Annotated in this window: 14 protein-coding genes; 10 read left to right on the top strand and 4 right to left on the bottom strand. The window is 64.7% G+C overall.

The annotated features are described in order from the left end of the window. Positions 1–17 precede the first annotated feature (17 nt). The 4 genes from ftsZ to recN all read left to right on the top strand — a co-directional run bounded on the left by ftsZ (position 18) and on the right by recN (position 5,781). Positions 18–1,790 (top strand): cell division protein FtsZ, encoded by a 1,773-nt coding sequence (ftsZ, locus tag HV823_RS14430; protein WP_176950429.1) that lies wholly within the window; start codon positions 18–20, stop codon positions 1,788–1,790. Positions 1,791–2,104: 314 nt separating this feature from the next. Continuing rightward, positions 2,105–3,058, top strand: a complete 954-nt coding sequence (gene lpxC, locus HV823_RS14425) for a UDP-3-O-acyl-N-acetylglucosamine deacetylase (RefSeq protein WP_176950428.1) — start codon at positions 2,105–2,107, stop codon at positions 3,056–3,058. A gap of 167 nt (positions 3,059–3,225) precedes the next feature. Then, positions 3,226–4,089, top strand: a complete 864-nt coding sequence (locus tag HV823_RS14420) for an outer membrane protein assembly factor BamD (protein ID WP_176950427.1) — start codon at positions 3,226–3,228, stop codon at positions 4,087–4,089. A gap of 21 nt (positions 4,090–4,110) precedes the next feature. Further along, a complete protein-coding gene (gene recN / locus HV823_RS14415) occupies positions 4,111–5,781 on the top strand; it encodes a DNA repair protein RecN (RefSeq protein ID WP_176950426.1) in 1,671 nt (556 codons plus the stop codon). Positions 5,782–5,837: 56 nt separating this feature from the next. Here recN and HV823_RS14410 read toward each other — a convergent pair whose 3' ends face one another. After that, on the bottom strand, positions 5,838–6,563 hold the full coding sequence (locus tag HV823_RS14410) for a hypothetical protein (protein ID WP_176950425.1): 726 nt from the start codon (positions 6,561–6,563) through the stop codon (positions 5,838–5,840). 197 nt (positions 6,564–6,760) lie between these two features. Between HV823_RS14410 and ligA the strand changes: the two genes are divergently transcribed. Next, the gene (ligA, locus tag HV823_RS14405) at positions 6,761–8,914 is read left to right on the top strand and encodes an NAD-dependent DNA ligase LigA (RefSeq protein ID WP_176950424.1); all 2,154 of its coding nucleotides are present in this window, start codon (positions 6,761–6,763) and stop codon (positions 8,912–8,914) included. Positions 8,915–9,041: 127 nt separating this feature from the next. Here ligA and HV823_RS14400 read toward each other — a convergent pair whose 3' ends face one another. Continuing rightward, a complete protein-coding gene (locus HV823_RS14400; RefSeq protein WP_176950423.1) occupies positions 9,042–9,782 on the bottom strand; it encodes a PAS domain-containing protein in 741 nt (246 codons plus the stop codon). 210 nt (positions 9,783–9,992) lie between these two features. Continuing rightward, complete coding sequence (locus tag HV823_RS14395; protein ID WP_176950422.1) at positions 9,993–11,996, bottom strand: DEAD/DEAH box helicase; 2,004 nt, start codon at positions 11,994–11,996, stop codon at positions 9,993–9,995. A gap of 386 nt (positions 11,997–12,382) precedes the next feature. Between HV823_RS14395 and panC the strand changes: the two genes are divergently transcribed. The 4 genes from panC to HV823_RS14375 all read left to right on the top strand — a co-directional run bounded on the left by panC (position 12,383) and on the right by HV823_RS14375 (position 15,353). Continuing rightward, complete coding sequence (panC, locus tag HV823_RS14390) at positions 12,383–13,258, top strand: pantoate--beta-alanine ligase (RefSeq protein WP_176950421.1); 876 nt, start codon at positions 12,383–12,385, stop codon at positions 13,256–13,258. Between the two features lie 2 nt (positions 13,259–13,260). Beyond that, positions 13,261–14,091 carry a 3-methyl-2-oxobutanoate hydroxymethyltransferase gene (panB, locus tag HV823_RS14385; RefSeq protein WP_176950420.1) on the top strand — a complete coding sequence of 277 codons (831 nt, stop codon included), beginning with the start codon at positions 13,261–13,263 and terminating at the stop codon, positions 14,089–14,091. Positions 14,092–14,323: 232 nt separating this feature from the next. Further along, complete coding sequence (locus tag HV823_RS14380; protein ID WP_176950419.1) at positions 14,324–15,037, top strand: AzlC family ABC transporter permease; 714 nt, start codon at positions 14,324–14,326, stop codon at positions 15,035–15,037. Between the two features lies 1 nt (position 15,038). Beyond that, the gene (locus HV823_RS14375; RefSeq protein WP_176950418.1) at positions 15,039–15,353 is read left to right on the top strand and encodes an AzlD family protein; all 315 of its coding nucleotides are present in this window, start codon (positions 15,039–15,041) and stop codon (positions 15,351–15,353) included. Positions 15,354–15,414: 61 nt separating this feature from the next. Here HV823_RS14375 and HV823_RS14370 read toward each other — a convergent pair whose 3' ends face one another. Continuing rightward, complete coding sequence (locus tag HV823_RS14370) at positions 15,415–17,253, bottom strand: aminopeptidase P family protein (protein ID WP_176950417.1); 1,839 nt, start codon at positions 17,251–17,253, stop codon at positions 15,415–15,417. A gap of 245 nt (positions 17,254–17,498) precedes the next feature. Between HV823_RS14370 and HV823_RS26710 the strand changes: the two genes are divergently transcribed. Next, positions 17,499–18,563 carry a D-alanyl-D-alanine carboxypeptidase family protein gene (locus HV823_RS26710; RefSeq protein WP_246301432.1) on the top strand — a complete coding sequence of 355 codons (1,065 nt, stop codon included), beginning with the start codon at positions 17,499–17,501 and terminating at the stop codon, positions 18,561–18,563. Positions 18,564–18,852: the final 289 nt, after the last annotated feature.

Here is an 18,852-nt window from a genome sequence, read left to right as displayed (position 1 = left end):
ACAAAGGAACAAATGCAATGACGATCAAGCTGCAGAAGCCGGACATCACTGAGCTGAAGCCCCGCATCACCGTCTTCGGTGTCGGCGGCGGCGGCGGCAACGCTGTCAACAACATGATCACGGCCGGTCTCCAGGGCGTCGACTTCGTCGTCGCCAACACGGATGCCCAGGCGCTGACGATGACCAAGGCCGAGCGCATCATCCAGATGGGCGCCCAGGTCACCGAAGGTCTCGGCGCCGGCTCGCAGCCCGAAGTCGGCCGCGCGGCCGCCGAGGAGTGCATCGACGAGATCATCGATCACCTGCACGGCACACACATGTGCTTCGTCACCGCCGGCATGGGCGGCGGCACGGGCACGGGTGCAGCTCCGATCGTCGCACAGGCGGCCCGCAACAAGGGCATCCTGACCGTCGGCGTCGTCACCAAGCCGTTCCACTTCGAGGGCGGCCGCCGCATGCGGCTCGCCGAGCAGGGCATCCAGGAACTGCAGAAGTCGGTCGACACGCTGATCGTGATCCCGAACCAGAACCTCTTCAGGATCGCCAACGACAAGACCACCTTTGCCGACGCCTTTGCGATGGCCGATCAGGTGCTCTATTCGGGCGTCGCCTGCATCACCGACCTGATGGTCAAGGAAGGCCTGATCAACCTCGACTTCGCCGACGTCCGCTCGGTGATGCGCGAAATGGGTCGCGCGATGATGGGCACCGGTGAGGCATCCGGCGAAGGTCGCGCGATGGCCGCAGCCGAGGCCGCCATTGCCAACCCGCTGCTCGACGAGACCTCGATGAAGGGTGCGCAGGGCCTGCTGATCTCGATCACCGGCGGCCGCGACCTCACCCTGTTCGAAGTGGACGAGGCTGCGACCCGCATCCGCGAGGAAGTCGATCCGGACGCCAACATCATCCTCGGCGCCACCTTCGACGAGGAACTGGAAGGCCTGATCCGCGTCTCCGTCGTTGCCACCGGCATCGACCGCGCCGCCGCTGAAGTCGCCGGCAAGTCTGCCGACTTTCGCCCGGTGAACAAGCCGCTGGTCCGTCCGTCTGCCGCCGTTCCGCCGCAGCCGCAGGTCTCCCAGCCGGTCGCTCAGGCTCCGGCCCCTGTCATGACGCAGCCGGCAGCGCCGCAGGCTGTCGCCCCGCAGCCGGTCAAGGCCGCCGATCCGATCGCCGAGACGATCCGGGCCGCCGAGCTGGGCCTGGAGCGCGAGCTCTCCCTGCCGGAAGCAAGGCCCGCTCCGGTCCAGCACGAAGAGTTCCGTCCGCAGAGCCGCCTCTTTGCTGCCGCTCCGGCAGCGGAAGCCCCGGTTGCTGCCCGTCCGGCACCGGCACCGCAGGCCCAGTATCAGCAGCCGCAGTACCAGCAACCGCAGTATCAGCAGCCCGCGCCCGTCGCCCAGCGCGCCGAGCCGGCCGCTCCGATCATCCGCGAAGAGCCGGTAGCGACGCGCATGCCGAAGATCGAGGACTTCCCCCCGGTCGTTCAGGCAGAGATGGAGCGCCGCGTGCAGCCGCCGGTGCAGGCACAGCCGGAAGAGCGTGGCCCGATGGGTCTCCTGAAGCGCATCACCAACTCGCTCTCGCGCCGGGACGAGGAAGAGCATCACGCCGCCGCCGAGCCGGCAGCGCCGGCACCGCAGCGCCGTACGCTTTCTCCGGAAGCGAGTGTCTATGCACCGCGCCGCGGGCAGCTCGACGACCACGGCCGCGTCAATCCGCAGCCGCGCGCGCTGAGCGAGGACGACCAGCTGGAGATTCCTGCCTTCCTGCGCCGCCAGTCGAACTAATAAGTGTAACATGGTGTCATTTTGGGGCCCGGATCACTGATCCGGGCCCGAATTTTTGTGAGTTATTTCAATTTGTTATGTGGAGTCTGTGGGGCGTAACAAAGCGAAAGAAACAGTGATTTGTGTCGGAAGGGGCGCGCAACTACATTCCGGCCAGAAACGAGGCCATGGCATTGATTCATGGGCGGTTTTCCAGGCCCTGCCAAGGTTTCGGTAGTGCAGCCCGCGTTGCCTGATGTTGGCGGTTGAGAGGCGCACGAAAACGATAGTGACGGCCGGCGTGCAGCGCCGGTTTAAAGATAAGGCGAATTAGAATGTCCATCAGCTTGCTGGGTTTTCAGACGACGATCTCTAGCCCGGTCACGATTTCGGGGACCGGCGTCCATTCGGGCGCCATGGTTTCGATCACGTTTCATCCGTCCGAGGCCGACACCGGCATCGTATTCCAGCGCGTTCACGACAACGGCAACGTAAACGAATACCGCGCTGTTTCCTCGCAGGTGGGCAATACCGATCTTTGCACCGTGCTCGGCTTTTCGCCCGAGAAGTCGATCGCGACGATCGAGCATGTCATGGCAGCACTTTATGCGCTGTCGCTCGATAACGTCCTCATCGAGGTCAGCGGTGCGGAAATGCCGATCATGGATGGCAGCTCTGCGCCCTTCATCGAGGCGATCGATCAGGTCGGCCTGCGCCCGCTCGCCGTCAAGCGCCGCTATATTCGCGTCGTCAAGCCGGTGCGCGTCGAATCGGGATCGTCCTGGGCCGAATTCTCCCCGCATGACGGCACGCGCTTCGAAGTCGAGATCGATTTCGACTGCCCGCTGATCGGCCGCCAGGCCTGGAAGGGCGAGCTGACGCCTGCCACGTTCCGCTCCGAGCTTTCCCGCGCCCGTACCTTCGGGTTCATGCGCGACGTCGAGCGCCTTTGGGCAGCCGGCTACGCGCTCGGCTCGTCGCTCGAAAACTCCGTCGTCATTTCCGATGACAACACGGTCATCAACGTCGAGGGGCTGCGCTATGGCGACGAGTTCGCCCGCCACAAGACGCTCGACGCCGTCGGTGACCTGGCGCTGGCCGGTGCGCAGTTCATCGGCTGCTACCGCTCCTATCGCGGCGGGCACAAGATGAACGCGCTCGCGCTGAAGGCGCTGCTGAATGATCGCACCGCCTACGAGGTCGTCGAGGCTTCCGCTCCCCGCGCACGGGCCGGCAAGCGTGAACTCATCGCGGTCAACGCGCCGGAATTCGCTCCCTGGTCGGCCTGACTTGCGAAGCGGGGGATATCCCCGCATCGCGATGGTTTCACACAATCTTTGCCATAAAATTGCGTTAATGCGCCTGCATGGCGTTGCGGTCTCCGCAAGTTTGGGGCTAGAACGCGGTAATTGAACGGCGCTCGAACAGGGCGCCGTGCTGATATTGGGATTGTCAGATGAAATTTGCAGGGATTGTGGATGCTAAGCGTTGGACGCGGATTATCTGCGTCGCTCTCCTGTCGACAGCGCCGCTGGCGCTGACAGCATGCCAAAGCGATCCCGATATCGACATCACCAAGCTGACGCCAGAGACCGAGTCCCCGGAAGTGCTCTATAACCAGGGCCTTGCCAACCTGAATGCCGGCAAGGTGACCGAGGCTTCGCGCAAGTTCGCGGCGATCGACCGGCAGCACCCGTTCTCCGAATATGCGCGCAAGGCGCTGGTGATGAACGCCTTCGTCAGCTATCGACAGGGCGCGACCGAGGAGGCGATTACCGCCGGCACGCGTTACCTGAACCTCTATCCCGAATCGGAAGACGCTGCCTACGCGCAGTACATCGTCGGCCTGGCCTATGCCAAGCAGATCCCGAGCGTGACGCAGGACCAGCGCGCGGCGGCGAAGACGATCGAGGCGATGCAGAACGTCGTCAACAAGTATCCGGACTCCGAATATGTCGAGGACGCGCAGACGAAGATCCGTTTCGCACGCGACCAGCTGGCCGGCAAGGAGATGCAGGTCGGGCGCTACTATCTCGAGCGCAAGGAATATCTGGCGGCCATTACGCGCTTCCGGACCGTCGTCGAGCAGTATCCGTCCACCAACCAGATCGAAGAAGCGCTCGCGCGTCTGGTCGAAGCCTATTATGCGATGGGTATTTCCACCGAAGCGCAGACCGCCGCCGCCGTCCTCGGTCACAACTATCCGGACAGCCAGTGGTATGCCGACTCCTACAAGCTTCTGCAGTCCAAGGGCCTGGAGCCGCGGGAGAATGCGGGTTCCTGGATTTCGCGCGCCGGCAAGCAGCTGATCGGCGCCTGAGCTAAAGAGATACGAAACCGGATGCTGGCACAGCTTTCGATCCGCGATATCGTCCTGATCGAACGGCTTGACCTTGGCTTCGACGCGGGCCTGTCGGTGCTGACCGGCGAGACCGGTGCTGGAAAATCCATTCTTCTCGACAGTCTTTCGCTGGCGCTCGGCGGGCGTGGCGACGGTTCGCTCGTTCGCCACGGGCTCGACAAGGGGCAGGTGACGGCGGTGTTCGACGTGCCGCTGGAGCATGCGGCGCGTGCCTTGCTGCGCGATAACGGCATCGACGACGATGGCGATCTGATCTTCCGTCGCGTGCAGTCCGCCGACGGCCGCACCAAGGCCTATGTCAACGACCAGCCGGTTTCGGTGCAGCTGATGCGCCAGGCGGGACAGCGGCTGGTGGAAATACACGGCCAGCACGACGACCGGGCGCTGATCGACACCGATGCCCACCGGCTGCTACTGGACGCCTTCGGCGGCCTGGGGCCGGCGGCCGGCGAAGTGACGGTCCTCTATCAGCGCTGGCGCGAAGCCGAGCGTGCGCTTCGCCGGCACCGGGAAAAGGTGGCGGCTGCGGCGCGCGAGGCGGACTATCTGCGCTCCTCGGTGGAAGAGCTGGAAAAGCTCTCGCCACAGGACGGCGAGGAGGAGGTTCTGGCCGAAGAGCGGACGCGCATGATGAAGGCCGAGCGGATCGCCGGCGACATCAGCGAGGCGAGCGACTTCCTCAACGGCAACGCATCGCCCGTGCCGGTGATTGCCTCGATGGTGCGGCGGCTGGAGCGCAAGGCCCAGGAAGCGCCGGGGCTGCTCGAAGAGACGGTGGAATTGCTTGGCCGTGCGGTGGACCAGCTTTCCGACGCGCAGATGGCGGTCGAGGCGGCACTGCGCAAGACCGAGTTCGATCCGAAGCTCCTGGAGCGGACGGAAGAGCGGCTGTTTGCGCTGCGCGCGGCCTCGCGCAAGTATTCCGTGCCGGTCTCGGGACTACCGGCGCTGGCGGCGCGGATGATCGGCGATCTCGCCGATCTCGATGCCGGCGAGGAGAAGCTCGTCCATCTCGAACAGGGCATGAAGGACATGCGTGCGGCCTATGACGCCGCAGCACGCGCGCTTTCGGAGCGTCGCCATCATGCCGGCGAGGCGCTGGCCGCCGCCGTCATGGCGGAGCTTCCCGCGTTGAAGCTCGAGCGCGCACGCTTCATGGTCAACATCACCACCGATCCAGAGGGCGTGGCGGAGGAGGGGATCGATACTGTCGAATTCCACGTCCAGACCAATCCCGGCACGCGTCCCGGCCCGATCATGAAGGTCGCCTCCGGGGGCGAGCTTTCGCGCTTCCTGCTGGCGCTGAAGGTGGCGCTCGCCGATCGCGGTTCCGCACCCACGCTGGTCTTCGACGAAATCGATACGGGCGTGGGCGGGGCGGTAGCGGACGCGATCGGCCAGCGGCTGAAGCGCCTGTCTTCCACGGTTCAGGTCCTTTCGGTCACGCACGCGCCGCAGGTGGCCGCGCGCGCGGCGACGCATCTGCTCATCTCCAAGGGGCCGGTCGCCGGCAGTGAGGCGATCGCGACCCGCGTCGCGCGCATGGACGAGGACGCCCGCACCGAGGAGATCGCCCGCATGCTGGCCGGCGCATCGGTGACGGAAGAGGCGAGGGCGGCGGCTGCCAGATTGCTGTCCGGCGGCGTCTGAGGCGTTTCTTCCGCGGCGCGCTTGCCGGGCTGAGCGAAGCTCGAAGTTGTCTGCCGTTAAAGCGTCAGGGCCGTGGACGCAGACAGGGTTGAGCCTGCGGCGTTCCCAGCTGTGCCCTCAAGCAGCGAAAGCGCGGCGTCGATGCCTGCCGATCCGTCCTGAAAACCTGCCGTCGTCTTGTTCTGTCGCTCCATGTCCTCTTCCGCCTCGCGCATCATCGCCTTGATCCGGGCGGCGAGGCTCTTGAACTCGTCGGCAATGTTGCGGTCGGACCCGGCGGCCCGCGTCCTGTCTCGCGCAAGATCGGCGGTCTCGCCATATCCGAGCGGCGGTCGGCCGTCCTGACGATCGTCTGCGCTGGCTCCCTCGCGCGCTTGCGCGAACGCTCCGTCCGTTTCCACGGTTCCTGATTGTGATGCTCCGTCGGTCGCGACCGTATCCGCGACCGTCCCTGCTGCTGCGACCTGAGCGCCAGCCTGCATGGCGGCTCCGTCTGCGTGCTGGCGAATGGCCGCACCGAGTTCCTTGCCGAGTTGCGCCAGGCGCCGTGCGATCACCTCCGGCGGAAAGCCGAACTGGATCAACATGCGCAGTTCTTCCTTAATCCGCTCGAGCTTTTCCTCGGCGGCGGCCTCGCGGTCCTGTTGCGTCTGCTGGGACGTGCGCTTCAGCGTCGACAGGGCCTCGCGCGCCTGCTGGAGCGCTGTGTCTTCCTGCTCTGAAGCCGGGGCGCTGCGCCGATAGAGGAGGCTGCCCGCACCGATCGAAGAAACCGAGGTCATGTCCTTGTCTCCAGACGCATCAAGATGATGCCACCTGATCTATGGTGCGGAGTTCGCGCGAAGCTGGTGCACCGTCGCGGGCGTTCTTGCTGGTTGCCGCCGGTTGTTGCGCTCGGACCCGGTGTGCACAGGGCGGATACGATCTTTCCTTTCATGCCAGTTGCTCTAAAACATCACGCGGAATCGCGGAGTGAGCCATGGCAAACGAAAAAATCCCGGTCGAAGCGTTGAGCGAGGAGCAGGCGGCAGCCGAGCTGGCCTTTCTGGCAGCGGAGGTCGCGCGGCATGACGAGCTCTATCACGGCAAGGACGAGCCGGAGATTTCGGATGCCGACTACGACGCGCTGAAGCGCCGCAACGACGCGATCGAGGCGCGGTTCCCCGCGCTGGTGCGCGATGACAGCCCCTCGCGCCGCGTCGGTGCGGCGCCGCTTGCGACCTTCGCGCCAATCGTCCACGCCCGGCCGATGCTGTCGCTCGATAACACCTTTTCCGACGAGGACGTGCGCGACTTCATCGCCTCGGTCTATCGCTTCCTCGGCCGGTTGCCGGACGATTCGATCGCCTTTACCGCCGAACCGAAGATCGACGGCCTGTCGATGTCGATCCGCTACGAAAACGGGCGACTGGTCAACGCGGCGACGCGCGGCGACGGCACGACGGGCGAAAACGTGACGGCCAACATCCTCACCATCGCCGAGATCCCCAAACGGCTTCCCGCCGGGGCTCCTGCGATCGCGGAAGTGCGTGGCGAGGTCTACATGGCCAAGAGCGACTTCCAGGCCCTGAACGCGCAGATGGCGGCCGAAGGCAAGCAGACCTATGTCAACCCGCGCAATACGGCTGCGGGTTCGCTGCGCCAGCTCGACCCGACGGTAACGGCAAGCCGGAAGCTGCGCTTCTTCGCCTATGCCTGGGGCGAAATGAGCGAAATGCCCGCCGATACCCAGTTCGGCATGGTGCAGGCGCTGAAATCGTGGGGCTTTCCGGTCAATCCGCTGATGAAGCGGCTTTACAACGTAGATGCGATCATCGCCCACTATCGCGAGATCGGCCTTGAGCGACCGGACCTCGACTACGACATCGACGGCGTCGTCTACAAGGTCGACCAGCTCGACCTGCAGGCGCGGCTGGGCTTCCGCTCGCGCAGCCCCCGCTGGGCCACCGCCCACAAGTTTCCCGCCGAACAGGCGCTGACGACCCTGACGGCGATCGACATCCAGGTCGGCCGGACGGGTGCGCTGACGCCGGTTGCGCGCCTGGAGCCGGTGACGGTCGGCGGTGTGGTCGTGACCAATGCGACGCTGCACAACGAGGACTATATTCGCGGTCTAGGCAACAGCGGCGAGCCGATCCGCGAGGGGCGCGACATCCGCGTCGGCGATGTCGTCGTCGTCCAGCGTGCGGGCGACGTCATCCCGCAGATCGTCGATATCGTGCCGGAGAAGCGGCCGGCAGAGGCCGTTCCCTACGCGTTCCCGAAGACGTGTCCGGTTTGCGGCAGCCATGCGGTGCGCGACATTCACGAGAAGACAGGCAAGGTAGATGCGGTGCGCCGCTGCACCGGCGGCTTCGTCTGCCGCGCGCAGGCGGTCGAGCACCTGAAACACTTCGTTTCGCGCAACGCCTACGACATCGAGGGGCTGGGATCGAAGCAGATCGACTTCTTCTTCGAGGCAGACGACCCGGCGCTGTCGATCCGCACCGCTCCAGACATCTTCACGCTGGAGAGGCGGCAGGAAGCCTCCCTGACGAAGCTGGAGAACATCGACGGTTTCGGCCGGGTGAGCGTGCGAAAGCTCTTCGAGGCGATCAATGCGCGCCGCACGGTCGCGCTCAATCGCTTCATCTATGCCCTTGGCATTCGCCATGTCGGCGAGACGACGGCCAAGCTCCTGGCGCGGGCCTATGGCACCTATGCGGCGTTCGAGGCCGGGATGAAGGAGGCGGCGCCCCTCAGCGGCGACGCCTGGAATGACCTTAACAACATCGATGGCATCGGCGAGGTCGTCGCCCGCGCCATCGTCGAGTTCTACAAGGAACCGCGGAACCTGGACGTGATCGAGCGCCTGCTGGCGGAAGTCACGCCGGAGGTGGCGGAGATGCCGGTGGCAAGCGACAGCCCGGTGGCGGGCAAGACCGTCGTCTTCACCGGCTCATTGGAAAAGATGACGCGCGACGAGGCCAAGGCGATGGCCGAACGTCTGGGCGCCAAGGTCTCCGGGTCGGTGTCGAAGAAGACGGATCTGGTGGTCGCAGGGCCGGGTGCCGGCTCCAAGCTCGACAAGGCGCGCGAGTTCGGCGTCGAGGTGATCGACGAGGACGCCTGGCTGGAACGGGTCAAGGCCTGAAATGGGGCTCTGATACAGGCTGTCGTCTCCGCTCCCACACGCCTTGGAGAAGAGCGACGGCAGCCGTCACCTGCTGGCGTCCTGCGCTGCTGAGAGTGATCAGCTTAGCCGCGCCAATGATCGGGCGTCAGTTGTCGCGACGGCGGCGGTCTGGACCTTCATGGATGACGACAAGTGCGCCGATCAGCGTCTTTTCGTCTGCGTAACAGGGCGTCAGCCTGCGGCGGATCACGATGATCTTGCCATCGGTTTCACGGGCATTGGTGTCTTCCACAACCTCGCCGGCAAAGCACCGGTCCAGATTGCGCTTGATACGGCCGTTGAAGCTGTCCACGCCGACGATCTCGCGGACGTGGCGGCCGACGAGTTCGTGCGGCTTTCGCTTCAGCCGTTCCGCGTCGCTGGCATTGGCATAAAGGTAGCGATAGTCGGTGGTGACGACGGCGACGCGCTCGGGGAGGGTGTCGAGCTGGCCGACGTCGAGAACGCCGTTCCTGACGGGTGCAGACAAGGCGGGCAGGCCCTTCTGGTCCACGGGGCGGGTGCGAACGGTGATGTAGCGCCTGAGCAGCAGTTCAATCAGGTCCGCATTGTTGCGCACGCTGGAGGCGTCGTCGGCCTGCTCGCGCAGGAGCTTCAGCAGGGCGGTGAACTGCGCCTGCTGCTCGGCGGCATCCAGCGTCTGGTGATCGATGAGCGCGGAGAGGGCGGAAGTCAGTTCCCGGTCGAGGCGGCGCACCGTCGGCAGGTTGTCGTCGGCGATCGCGTCGTACAGACGCCGGTAGCGATCCCAGAACTCCTCCGTCAGGCGCTCCATCGCGCCTGATGCAACGCTGTTCTCGCCCGGATTTCGTTCCACGTCTGCCATTCAGCCCGCCAACAGGTGCCTCACGCACCCATCCTGATTCGGCAATCCTTGTCGCCTTGCCGCGACAATAGGATCGTTCCGCTCGCGGGTGAAGCGAAATCCCGCCGAAATGGCGCGGAAAGCGGGAAATTCCGGGCATTTGGTCAGCCAGTGTGCAAATGCCCGGGGGATGCTGAGGGCATGTTCGGGGCAGGGGAAGGCAGGCGGCGATCAGCCGCCGGACTTGCGCGGCTTCTTCTTTCCCGGCGAATGGCCTGCGCCATGCTGGCCGCCCGTCCCCTTGTCGTTGTGGAACTTGTCCTTGTAGGGCTTGCCTTTAGCGCCCTTGTTGCCGTCGCCGGTCTTGGCCGGGCGCTCGTCACGGAAGGGGGCATTGGATGAGCGCTTCTCGGCAGAGGGGGCCGCGTCCCATTTCTTGCGGGGCGGCTTTGCTTCGAAATCGCGATCGTCGGAGCGCTTCTTGTCGGCGTGACGCGGCTTGCCGGTATCGCGGTCTCCGCCGAAATCGCGGTTCTTGCGGAAGGCGCGGTCTGGCTTTTCGCCTGCAGGCATGGCACGCGAGCGTGCCGGCATGTCCGGCACTCCCTCCAGAGCCGTCACGCGGATGCCCTTTTCGATCAGGTGCTTTGGCCCGATCCTTCCCAGGAAATCCTCGGCGATGTGCTCGGCAAGCTCGACATAGGTCTCCTCGGGCTGCATGCGGATCGCGCCGATCTCGTCGCGGGTGATGTTTCCGGCGCGGCAAAGCATGGGAATGAGCCAGCGCGGCTCGGCATTCTGCTTGCGGCCGACCGACAGCGAGAACCACTTTCCGGGACCGAAAGCCGCGCGCGGCGCACGTTCGGTGCGTTCGCCGGCCTCGCCCTGCGGGCGTTCGCGCGCGGGGCGGCGCTGGGTCAGGTCGACCTCCCGCAGCTCTTCCGGGGCGGAGCGGCCGCCACGATAGAGGCGGGTGAAGGCCGCGGCCAGCTGCCGGGGCTCGAAGGCCGAAAGCAGCGTCTCGACGAAGGCTACCTCGTCTTCGGCGACGGAATCGGCGAGGATCGGGTCGGCAAGCAGTCGTTCCTCGTCGCGGCGCAGGATTTCCTCGGCGGAAGGAGCCTGAGCCCATTCGGCCTTGATCTTCCCCGTCTGCAGCAGCCGCTCGGCGCGGCGCATTGCGGGAAGGGGAACGATCAGCGCGCTGACGCCCTTGCGGCCGGCGCGTCCGGTGCGGCCGCTGCGGTGGAGCAGCGTGTCCGGGTTCGTGGGGAGGTCGGCGTGGATGACCAGTTCCAGATTGGGCAGGTCGATGCCGCGGGCGGCGACGTCGGTGGCGATGCAGACGCGGGCACGTCCGTCGCGCATCGCCTGCAGCGCATGCATGCGCTCGTTCTGCGACAGTTCGCCGGAAAGGGCCACGACCGCAAAGCCGCGGTTGTTCAGCCGCGCCGTCAGGTGGTTGACGGCGGCGCGTGTGGAGCAGAAGACGATCGCCGTCGGCGCCTCGTAGAAGCGCAGCACGTTGACGATCGCGTTCTCGCGATCGTTCGGGGTGACAGCGAGCGCGCGGTAGGCGATGTCGCCGTGCTGGCCGCGCTCGGCCGCAGTCGTCACGCGAACGGCGTCGCGCTGGTAGCTGCGGGCGAGTTCTTCGATCGCGCGCGGGACCGTTGCGGAAAACATCAGGGTGCGGCGGTCTTCGGGGGCAGCATCGAGTATGAACTCGAGATCCTCGCGGAAGCCGAGGTCGAGCATCTCGTCCGCCTCGTCGAGCACCACCGCCTTCAGTTGCGAAAGGTCGAGGGCGCCGCGATCGATGTGGTCGCGCAGCCGTCCGGGCGTGCCGACGACGATCTGGGCGCCGCGTTCCAGGGCCCGCCGCTCGTTGCGGATATCCATGCCGCCGACGCAGGATGCGATGACGGCACCGGTCTCGCCGTAAAGCCATTCCAGCTCGCGCTTCACCTGCAGGGCGAGTTCGCGCGTGGGCGCGATGGCGAGCGCCAGCGGCGCGCCGGCGCGGCCGAACCGGTCCTCGCCGCCGAGCAGCGTCGACGCGAAGGCTAGGCCGAATGCCACGGTCTTGCCGGAGCCGGTCTGGGCGGAGACGAGCAGGTCCGCTCCTTCCAGCGCCGGGTCGGAGACGGCCTTCTGCACCGGCGTCAGCGTGGTGTAGCCGCGTTTTGCCAACGCGCTTGCCATAGCCGGAGCGAGGCCTTCGTATTCGGTCATCGGATGTCTTTCGGATGTCTTGAGCTTGGCCGCGCGACGGGACGGGCACTGGTATGCGCCAGCATCTCCGCCGGCGCCGGTTTGGTGCGTTCCTACTGGCAAGCCGGGAAAAAGTACAGGCACAATATCGCATAGGCGATCTCCGCGCTGAGAATGAGCGGGTGTCGCGTTGGCGATTGTGTTTTTGCGTTGCACAAGATAGAAAGCGCCGCTGCCTCGCAATGCAAGACTGCAGCGGGTAGCCGCATCCTTGGGAGGGGGTGTGGAGGTGCTGCCGCAGATGCCGGAAACGGCATTGCAGCGGATGCGCCACAGATAAAAAGTGCCGCCGCATCTGCCGGTCTCTTCGGACGTCGGGCGCGGCAAGGGATTGGAGGATCCGCCCTATGCAGACCTTTACGACAATTGCGAGCCTTCGCGCCGCCCTTGCGCCGTTGCGCGCGCGCGGCAAGTCGATCGGGCTGGTGCCGACGATGGGATACCTGCACGTCGGCCACATGGAACTGGTGCGCCGTGCGCGCGAAGCCAACGAGGTGGTCGTCGCCTCGATCTTCGTCAATCCGCTGCAATTCGGTGCCAGCGAGGATTTGTCACGCTATCCGCGCGACCTGGCGCGCGACCAGAAGATGCTGGAGGACGCCGGTGTCGATTTCCTGTTCGCTCCCGGGGTGGAGGATATGTATCCGCGCCCGATGGAAACGGTCGTTGACGTACCGACGCTGGGCTCGCAGCTCGAAGGCTCGGTGCGGCCGGGGCATTTCTCCGGTGTCTGCACGGTCGTGAGCAAGCTCTTCAACATCGTCGGGCCGGATCGCGCCTATTTCGGCGAGAAGGACTACCAGCAACTCGCCATCATCCGCCGCATGGTCGAGGATCTGGCGCAGCCAGTCGAGGTCGTGGGAGTTTCGACGGTGCGCGAGGCAGATGGGCTCGCCTGTTCCTCGCGCAACGTCTATCTCGATGCCCGGCAGCGTGCTGCCGCGGTCATCGTGCCGCGCGCACTGGACGAAGCGGCGCGGATCATCGCCGAGGGCGAAACGGATCCGGCCAGAGTTGAGGCCGCCGTTCGCGATTTCATCGCCGCCGAGCCGCTCGCCGAGCCCGAAGTCGTGGCGCTTCGCCATCCCGAAACGCTGGCGGAAATCGCAGATATCGGCGATAGGCCGGTGCTCTTGTTGCTTTTCGTGCGCATAGGGAGCACCAAATTGCTCGACAACCGCGTTATCGCACCGAAAAAGCAGACAATAGCAAAGGTAGCCTGATCATGAGCGTACATGTAGCCAAGCGGCGCCTCGCTCCGGCCGATATCAAGGCCCTGAAGGGCGAGCGCCCGATCGTCAGCCTGACGGCCTATACGACGCCGATCGCCAAGCTTCTGGATCCGCACGTGGACTTCATGCTCGTCGGCGATTCGCTCGGCATGGTGGTCTACGGCCTCGATTCGACTGTCGGCGTCACGCTGGAAATGATGATCGCGCACGGGCAGGCGGTGATGCGCGGCTCCGAACGGGCCTGCGTCGTTGTCGACCTGCCGTTCGGCTCCTACCAGGAATCGAAGGAACAGGCCTTCAAGAGCGCGGCACGCGTCCTGAAGGAAACGGGATGCAGCGCGGTCAAGCTCGAAGGCGGGGCGGAAATGGCCGAGACGGTCGATTTCCTCACCCAGCGCGGCATTCCCGTCCTTGGCCATGTCGGCCTCATGCCGCAACTGATCAATACCACCGGTGGTTACCGCTCGCTCGGTCGCAGCGACAAGGAGGCGGAGAAGATCCGTCGTGACGCCAAGGCAATCGACGATGCGGGCGCTTTCGCGATCGTGATCGAGGGAACGGTGGAGCCGGTCGCCCGGGAGATCACGGGCACGTTGAGCGTTCCCACCATCGGCATCGGTGCTTCTCCGGCCTGCGATGGCCAGGTCCTGGTTGTGGACGATGCGCTCGGCATCTTCACGGATTTCAAGCCGCGCTTCGTCAAGCGTTTCGCCGATCTGGCACCGCAGATCAGCGCTGCCGTTGAGGCTTACGCCGAAGAGGTCAAGGCGCGCACTTTTCCCGGCCAGGAACACACTTTCCAGGTGAAGACCAAGCCGGCCTGAGAAAACCATGATCCGAGGCCTGCTCGACGCCGGATCATGGTTCAATAAAAGCGATCGATTCATCAGCCATATTCAATTGCGCTGAGTGTTCCGGCCGACTAAGCGTGTCCTGATCGGAAGTTCCGCCCGCGACACACTGCTCGCTGCTTTCGCCATGTCTTCTCCGGGGCCGGTTCCCGCTTTCGCCAGGCATGTCTACGTGCGGAGCTTCTGCATGCAGGAGACGGACTTCGTGAACAAACGTGAATTCTTCGAGGGCGTTCGCCAGGGAACGCCGGTGTGCATTTCCGCTGCGCCCTTCGGTGCCCTCTTCGGGGCAGTCGCCGTCGCCAACGGCCAGACGATTGCCGAAGCACTCTTGATGAGCATGACGCTTTTTGCGGGCGCCAGCCAACTCGTCGGCATCGAGCTATTCGGCCAGAAGATCGCCGCCTGGGTCATCGTGCTTTCGATCTTCGCGGTAAATTTCCGCCATATCCTCTATTCCGCGGCGATGGCGCCGTTCGTGCGGCATTTCTCGGCCAGCGAGAAGTTCGTCACGTTTTTCCTGCTGACGGATCCGCAGTTCGCCGAAACCGTCAGGCGCGGCGAAGCGAGGGGAAAGGTGAGCTTTTCCTGGTATCTCGGGTTCGGTCTGGTGATCTACGTGCCCTGGCAGGTCATGACGGTGCTGGGCGCCACGTTCGGCAAACTGATCGGCGATCCCAAGCTGATCGGCATCGACGTGCTCCTGCCGATCTACTTCATGGCCATTGTGCTCGGCTTCCGCAAGCGTGCGAACTTCCTTCCCGTCGTTGCCATCAGCGGCGCAGTGTCGGTGATCGCCTTCCATACCGTCGGCTCGCCCTGGCACGTCAGCATCGGTGCAGTCGCTGGAATGCTGCTTGCGGCAATGCTGCCGGTGAAGCGGAACCCGAAACTGCACGAAGCCGGGCAGGAGGTCTAGAATGGACGGGTTCTTCCATGCCGACATGGTGGCCGTCATCCTGGCCGGCGCAGTGGCGACCTTCCTGACACGCATCGGCGGCTACCTGCTGGTCATGCGGATGAAATCGATTCCGCCGCGGCTGGAGGCTGCATTGAACGCGGTGCCGGCGGCGGTGCTGACGACGCTCGTCGCTCCAGCATTCTTCACCGGCGGGCCCGACGTTCAGGTGGCGATGGCGGCGGCGCTGATTGCGAGCCTGCGATTGTCCAGCCTGCCGATGCTGGCGGTGGGATGGTGCGCCGTCATGTTCATGCGCTACGTGTTTACCGGCTGAAATCAGGCCGCGGCATTGGATCGTCGCGGCCCGTTTGTCGTGGTTCAACTCATTGGTTGGATTAGCCGTGGCTGAAGGGCGATGTGGCGAACACCAACCACTCGCGAACGCCTGCGTCCTCGATCAGCGGCAGCAGCGCCTCGCGCGTCAGTGCGTGATAGGCGTCGAGCCAGTGCAGTTCCTCGCGCGTCAGGAGTTCCGTGACGACGAGGCGCTTGTCGATCGGGCAGAAGGTCAGCGTCTCGAAACCCAGCATGTCGGTGTCGCCACCTTCGATCGGCGCAGCGGGAAGGACGTGGATGAGGTTCTCGATGCGGATGCCGAAACTGCCGGGGCGGTAGTAGCCGGGTTCGTTCGAGAGGATCATGCCGGGCAAAAGCTCCTGTGTCGACAGGCGCGCGATGCGTTGCGGGCCTTCGTGCACGGACAGATAGGAGCCGACGCCGTGGCCGGTGCCGTGCGCATAGTCGGCGCCTGCCTTCCAAAGCGCGATGCGGGCAAGCGGATCGAGGTCACAGCCGCGCGCGCCCTTCGGAAAACGGGCGGTGCTGATGGCGATCATGCCCTTGAGCACGAGAGTGAAGAAGCGCTTGTGCTCGTCGGGAACGCTTCCGATCGCGACAGTGCGGGTGATGTCGGTGGTGCCGTTGATGTACTGCGCGCCGGAATCGATCAGGAACATCGTCCCGTCTTCCAACTTCGCGTCCGTATCCGTGGTCACGCGGTAGTGCATGATCGCGGCATGGGCGCCGGCGCCGGCGATCGTGTCGAAGGAGATGTCCTTCAACGGATTCTGCATCCGTTCGCCGACATTCGCCCGGCAGGCTTCCAGCTTCTTGGTGACCTCGATCTCGGACAGGGTGCCGGGCGTGGTCGAATCGAGCCAGGCCAGGAACTCGACGATGGCCGCGCCGTCCTGAAGATGCGCCTTGGCGGAGCCGGCCAGCTCGACCTCGTTCTTGCAGGCGCGCGGCAGGCGGGCGGGGTCGGCCGCCTCGATGACGGTGCCGCCAGCAGAGCGGATCGCCTCGCCCAGCGCAAACGGTGCCTGATCGGGATCGAGCAGGACGCGCTTGCCCTGGCGCGCGAGCCCTTCCATGCGTCCGCCGAAAGCGGACGGGGTCAGCAGGTCGGCCATTTGCGTGAGGTAGGCTTCTTCCTCGATGCCGGTCTTGCGCTTGTCGATGAAAAGTTCGGCCATACCGTTGGCATGCAGGATGGCGCGTGCGAGCGGGTGAGGGGTGTGCGGCACGTCGCTGCCGCGAATGTTGAAGAGCCAGGCGATCGTCGAGGGGTCGGTGACGGCAAGCGCATCCGCGCCGCCTTCGGAGACCTTCGCCGCCATTTCGGCAAGCTTGTCCTTCGCGAGCTTGCCGGAAAATTCGATCGGCTGGATGCGGACGCGCCCGAGCGGTTCGGCGGGGCGGTCGGTCCAGATCCGGTCCAGCGGATTGTCCGCCAGCAGGACGAGCTTGCCGTTCAGGCTGTCGAGCGCCTTTTCGAGCCTGCGCACCTCGGCGCCGGTATGCAGCCAGGGGTCAATCCCCAGCCGGAAGCCCTTCGGCGCATACTTCGGGATCCACAGATGTGGTGGCTCGCCGACGAGATCCCCGCCCTTGAAGACGCTGCCGTCGACCTGTTCGGCCAGTTGGGTCACGTAGCGCCCGTCGACGAAGACGATCGCCTCGCCGCGCATCACGAGCGCAATGCCGGCAGAGCCGGTGAAACCGGTCAGCCATGCCAGCCGTTCCGCGCTCTTCGGCACGTATTCGCCCTGAAACTCGTCAGCGCGGGGCACCAGAAAACCGTCGATGCGGAGGTCGTCGAAGGTGGCGCGCAACGCATCGGCGCGCTCGCGGCCGAACTGCGGGGTGGAGGTGACGTCGAAACTCTGGAACATGGCTGCTTTCCGGATGAGACTGGATTCGGAGCGGACTCTAGTGCAACTGCCGGCCAAGGGGAATTGAGCGAGCCGAGAAGGATGGTAATAAGCGACAGGAGTGCTCAAAGCTACATGTTGGCGGTCCGCTTCGTGTCGCGGAACAGCCATTGCGGTCGCCTGTGAACTATCGTCGCGGCAGCAAGTGCTTGTGCTTCGGCGGCGCATCGTGTCATTTGGGCGTCCTTCCCTCTGGAGACTGGCACATGATCACGAACAATATGGCCGGACGACCATGGAAAAGATTGGTGTTCATCGCATCCCTTTTCACATGGGTCACATCGGCACCGGCAAACGCCACGCCTGTGCTTGTCGTGGATGCCGACAATCATCAGGTGCTTTATCAGGAGGATGCCGGGGTGCCCTGGTATCCGGCCTCTACGACTAAACTGATGACGGCGCTCGTCGTCTTTGAAGCGCTTCGATCCGGTGAGGTGACGTTGACGACGCCCGTTACCATGACGCGCAACGCGATGAAGCAGGCGTTTCTGGAATCCGGCCTGACCTTCGGGCGGACGATGACACTGGAAGACGCGCTTTTTGCCATGATCGCCGCATCGGCGAATGACGTCGCCGTCGCCCTTGCGGAAGCCGTGGCCCCGGACGAGGCTTCTTTCGTCCGGCGGATGAACGAAGCGGCGGCGCGCCTCGGGCTGACAGGCACCCATTTTTCCAATCCGAACGGACTGTTTGACCGGAACAATTATACGACTGCCCGCGATCTCGCGATCCTTGGCATGGAAGTGGACCGGGTGTTCCCCGAATACCGGCGGTTCTTCATGGCCTCCGCGGTCACGATCGACGGCAAGGAGGTCAAGTCCAACAACCTGCTGCTGACCCGCTTCAGCGGCACTATCGGAATGAAGACCGGGTTCCTGTGCGCATCAGGGCGGAACATCGTCGGGCTGGCCACACGAAATGGCAGGCGCGTGATGGTGGTCGTGCTGGGCGCGACCACGGAACGGGAACGAAACGAACGGTCTGCGCAATATCTGACGCAAGCCTTTGACGGCCGCCTGCCGTCTACCGATGCGGGACTGGTCGACAATCTGCAAAACCGGACCGATGTCGCGCCGCAGGATATGCGCATTCGCCTCTGCACCGACCAGAGTGCGGCCTATGAGGCCAGCCGAGACGCGCTTTATCCGATGGGCCTGCCGGGGCACGAAACCTATTTGCAGGATCAGATCCCCGGACAGGTCCATGCGATCAGTACCTGGGCGAACGACAATGCGGCGGACGTGCCGCGCCCCAGCCCGCGCCCCTCATGACGCCGGCAGCGAGCCTGTGCTGTTCGCCGTGAGAATTCAGATCTTCTCGTAACGTGAGGCTCGAAGTTTCACTATGCGTCATCTGCATGGCTCCCATGCTCAAAAAGCGCTGTGATGAATTTTCGGCTGGGGTATAAAGCGCGCATCGAAGCGAACGCGAAGCGCGTTTGAAACGAAAATAATCGAAAGTTTCGCCGCAAGGCGATCTTGCTAGGTGTTCCGATCAGGCGCTTGCCCGGTCACTCCTCCTCCCTCCTCCGGGTAGGCGTTCGGAACACGTAGGGTCCGC

The organism is Mycoplana rhizolycopersici, from assembly GCF_013378445.1.
Taxonomy (GTDB): Bacteria; Pseudomonadota; Alphaproteobacteria; order Rhizobiales; family Rhizobiaceae; genus Mycoplana; species Mycoplana rhizolycopersici.
The sequence above is the reverse complement of the archived record's forward strand: the minus strand, read 5'-3'. Positions and strand labels throughout refer to the sequence as shown.

Coding starts and splice junctions, on each gene's coding strand:
- panC (WP_176950421.1), top strand. CDS start 12,383: ATGCAGACCTTTACGACAATTGCGAGCCTTCGCGCCGCCCTTGCGCCG.
- HV823_RS14370 (WP_176950417.1), bottom strand. CDS start 17,253: ATGTTCCAGAGTTTCGACGTCACCTCCACCCCGCAGTTCGGCCGCGAG.
- recN (WP_176950426.1), top strand. CDS start 4,111: ATGCTGGCACAGCTTTCGATCCGCGATATCGTCCTGATCGAACGGCTT.
- HV823_RS14400 (WP_176950423.1), bottom strand. CDS start 9,782: ATGGCAGACGTGGAACGAAATCCGGGCGAGAACAGCGTTGCATCAGGC.
- ftsZ (WP_176950429.1), top strand. CDS start 18: ATGACGATCAAGCTGCAGAAGCCGGACATCACTGAGCTGAAGCCCCGC.
- HV823_RS14410 (WP_176950425.1), bottom strand. CDS start 6,563: ATGACCTCGGTTTCTTCGATCGGTGCGGGCAGCCTCCTCTATCGGCGC.
- lpxC (WP_176950428.1), top strand. CDS start 2,105: ATGTCCATCAGCTTGCTGGGTTTTCAGACGACGATCTCTAGCCCGGTC.
- HV823_RS26710 (WP_246301432.1), top strand. CDS start 17,499: ATGATCACGAACAATATGGCCGGACGACCATGGAAAAGATTGGTGTTC.
- ligA (WP_176950424.1), top strand. CDS start 6,761: ATGGCAAACGAAAAAATCCCGGTCGAAGCGTTGAGCGAGGAGCAGGCG.
- HV823_RS14420 (WP_176950427.1), top strand. CDS start 3,226: ATGAAATTTGCAGGGATTGTGGATGCTAAGCGTTGGACGCGGATTATC.
- HV823_RS14375 (WP_176950418.1), top strand. CDS start 15,039: ATGGACGGGTTCTTCCATGCCGACATGGTGGCCGTCATCCTGGCCGGC.
- panB (WP_176950420.1), top strand. CDS start 13,261: ATGAGCGTACATGTAGCCAAGCGGCGCCTCGCTCCGGCCGATATCAAG.
- HV823_RS14395 (WP_176950422.1), bottom strand. CDS start 11,996: ATGACCGAATACGAAGGCCTCGCTCCGGCTATGGCAAGCGCGTTGGCA.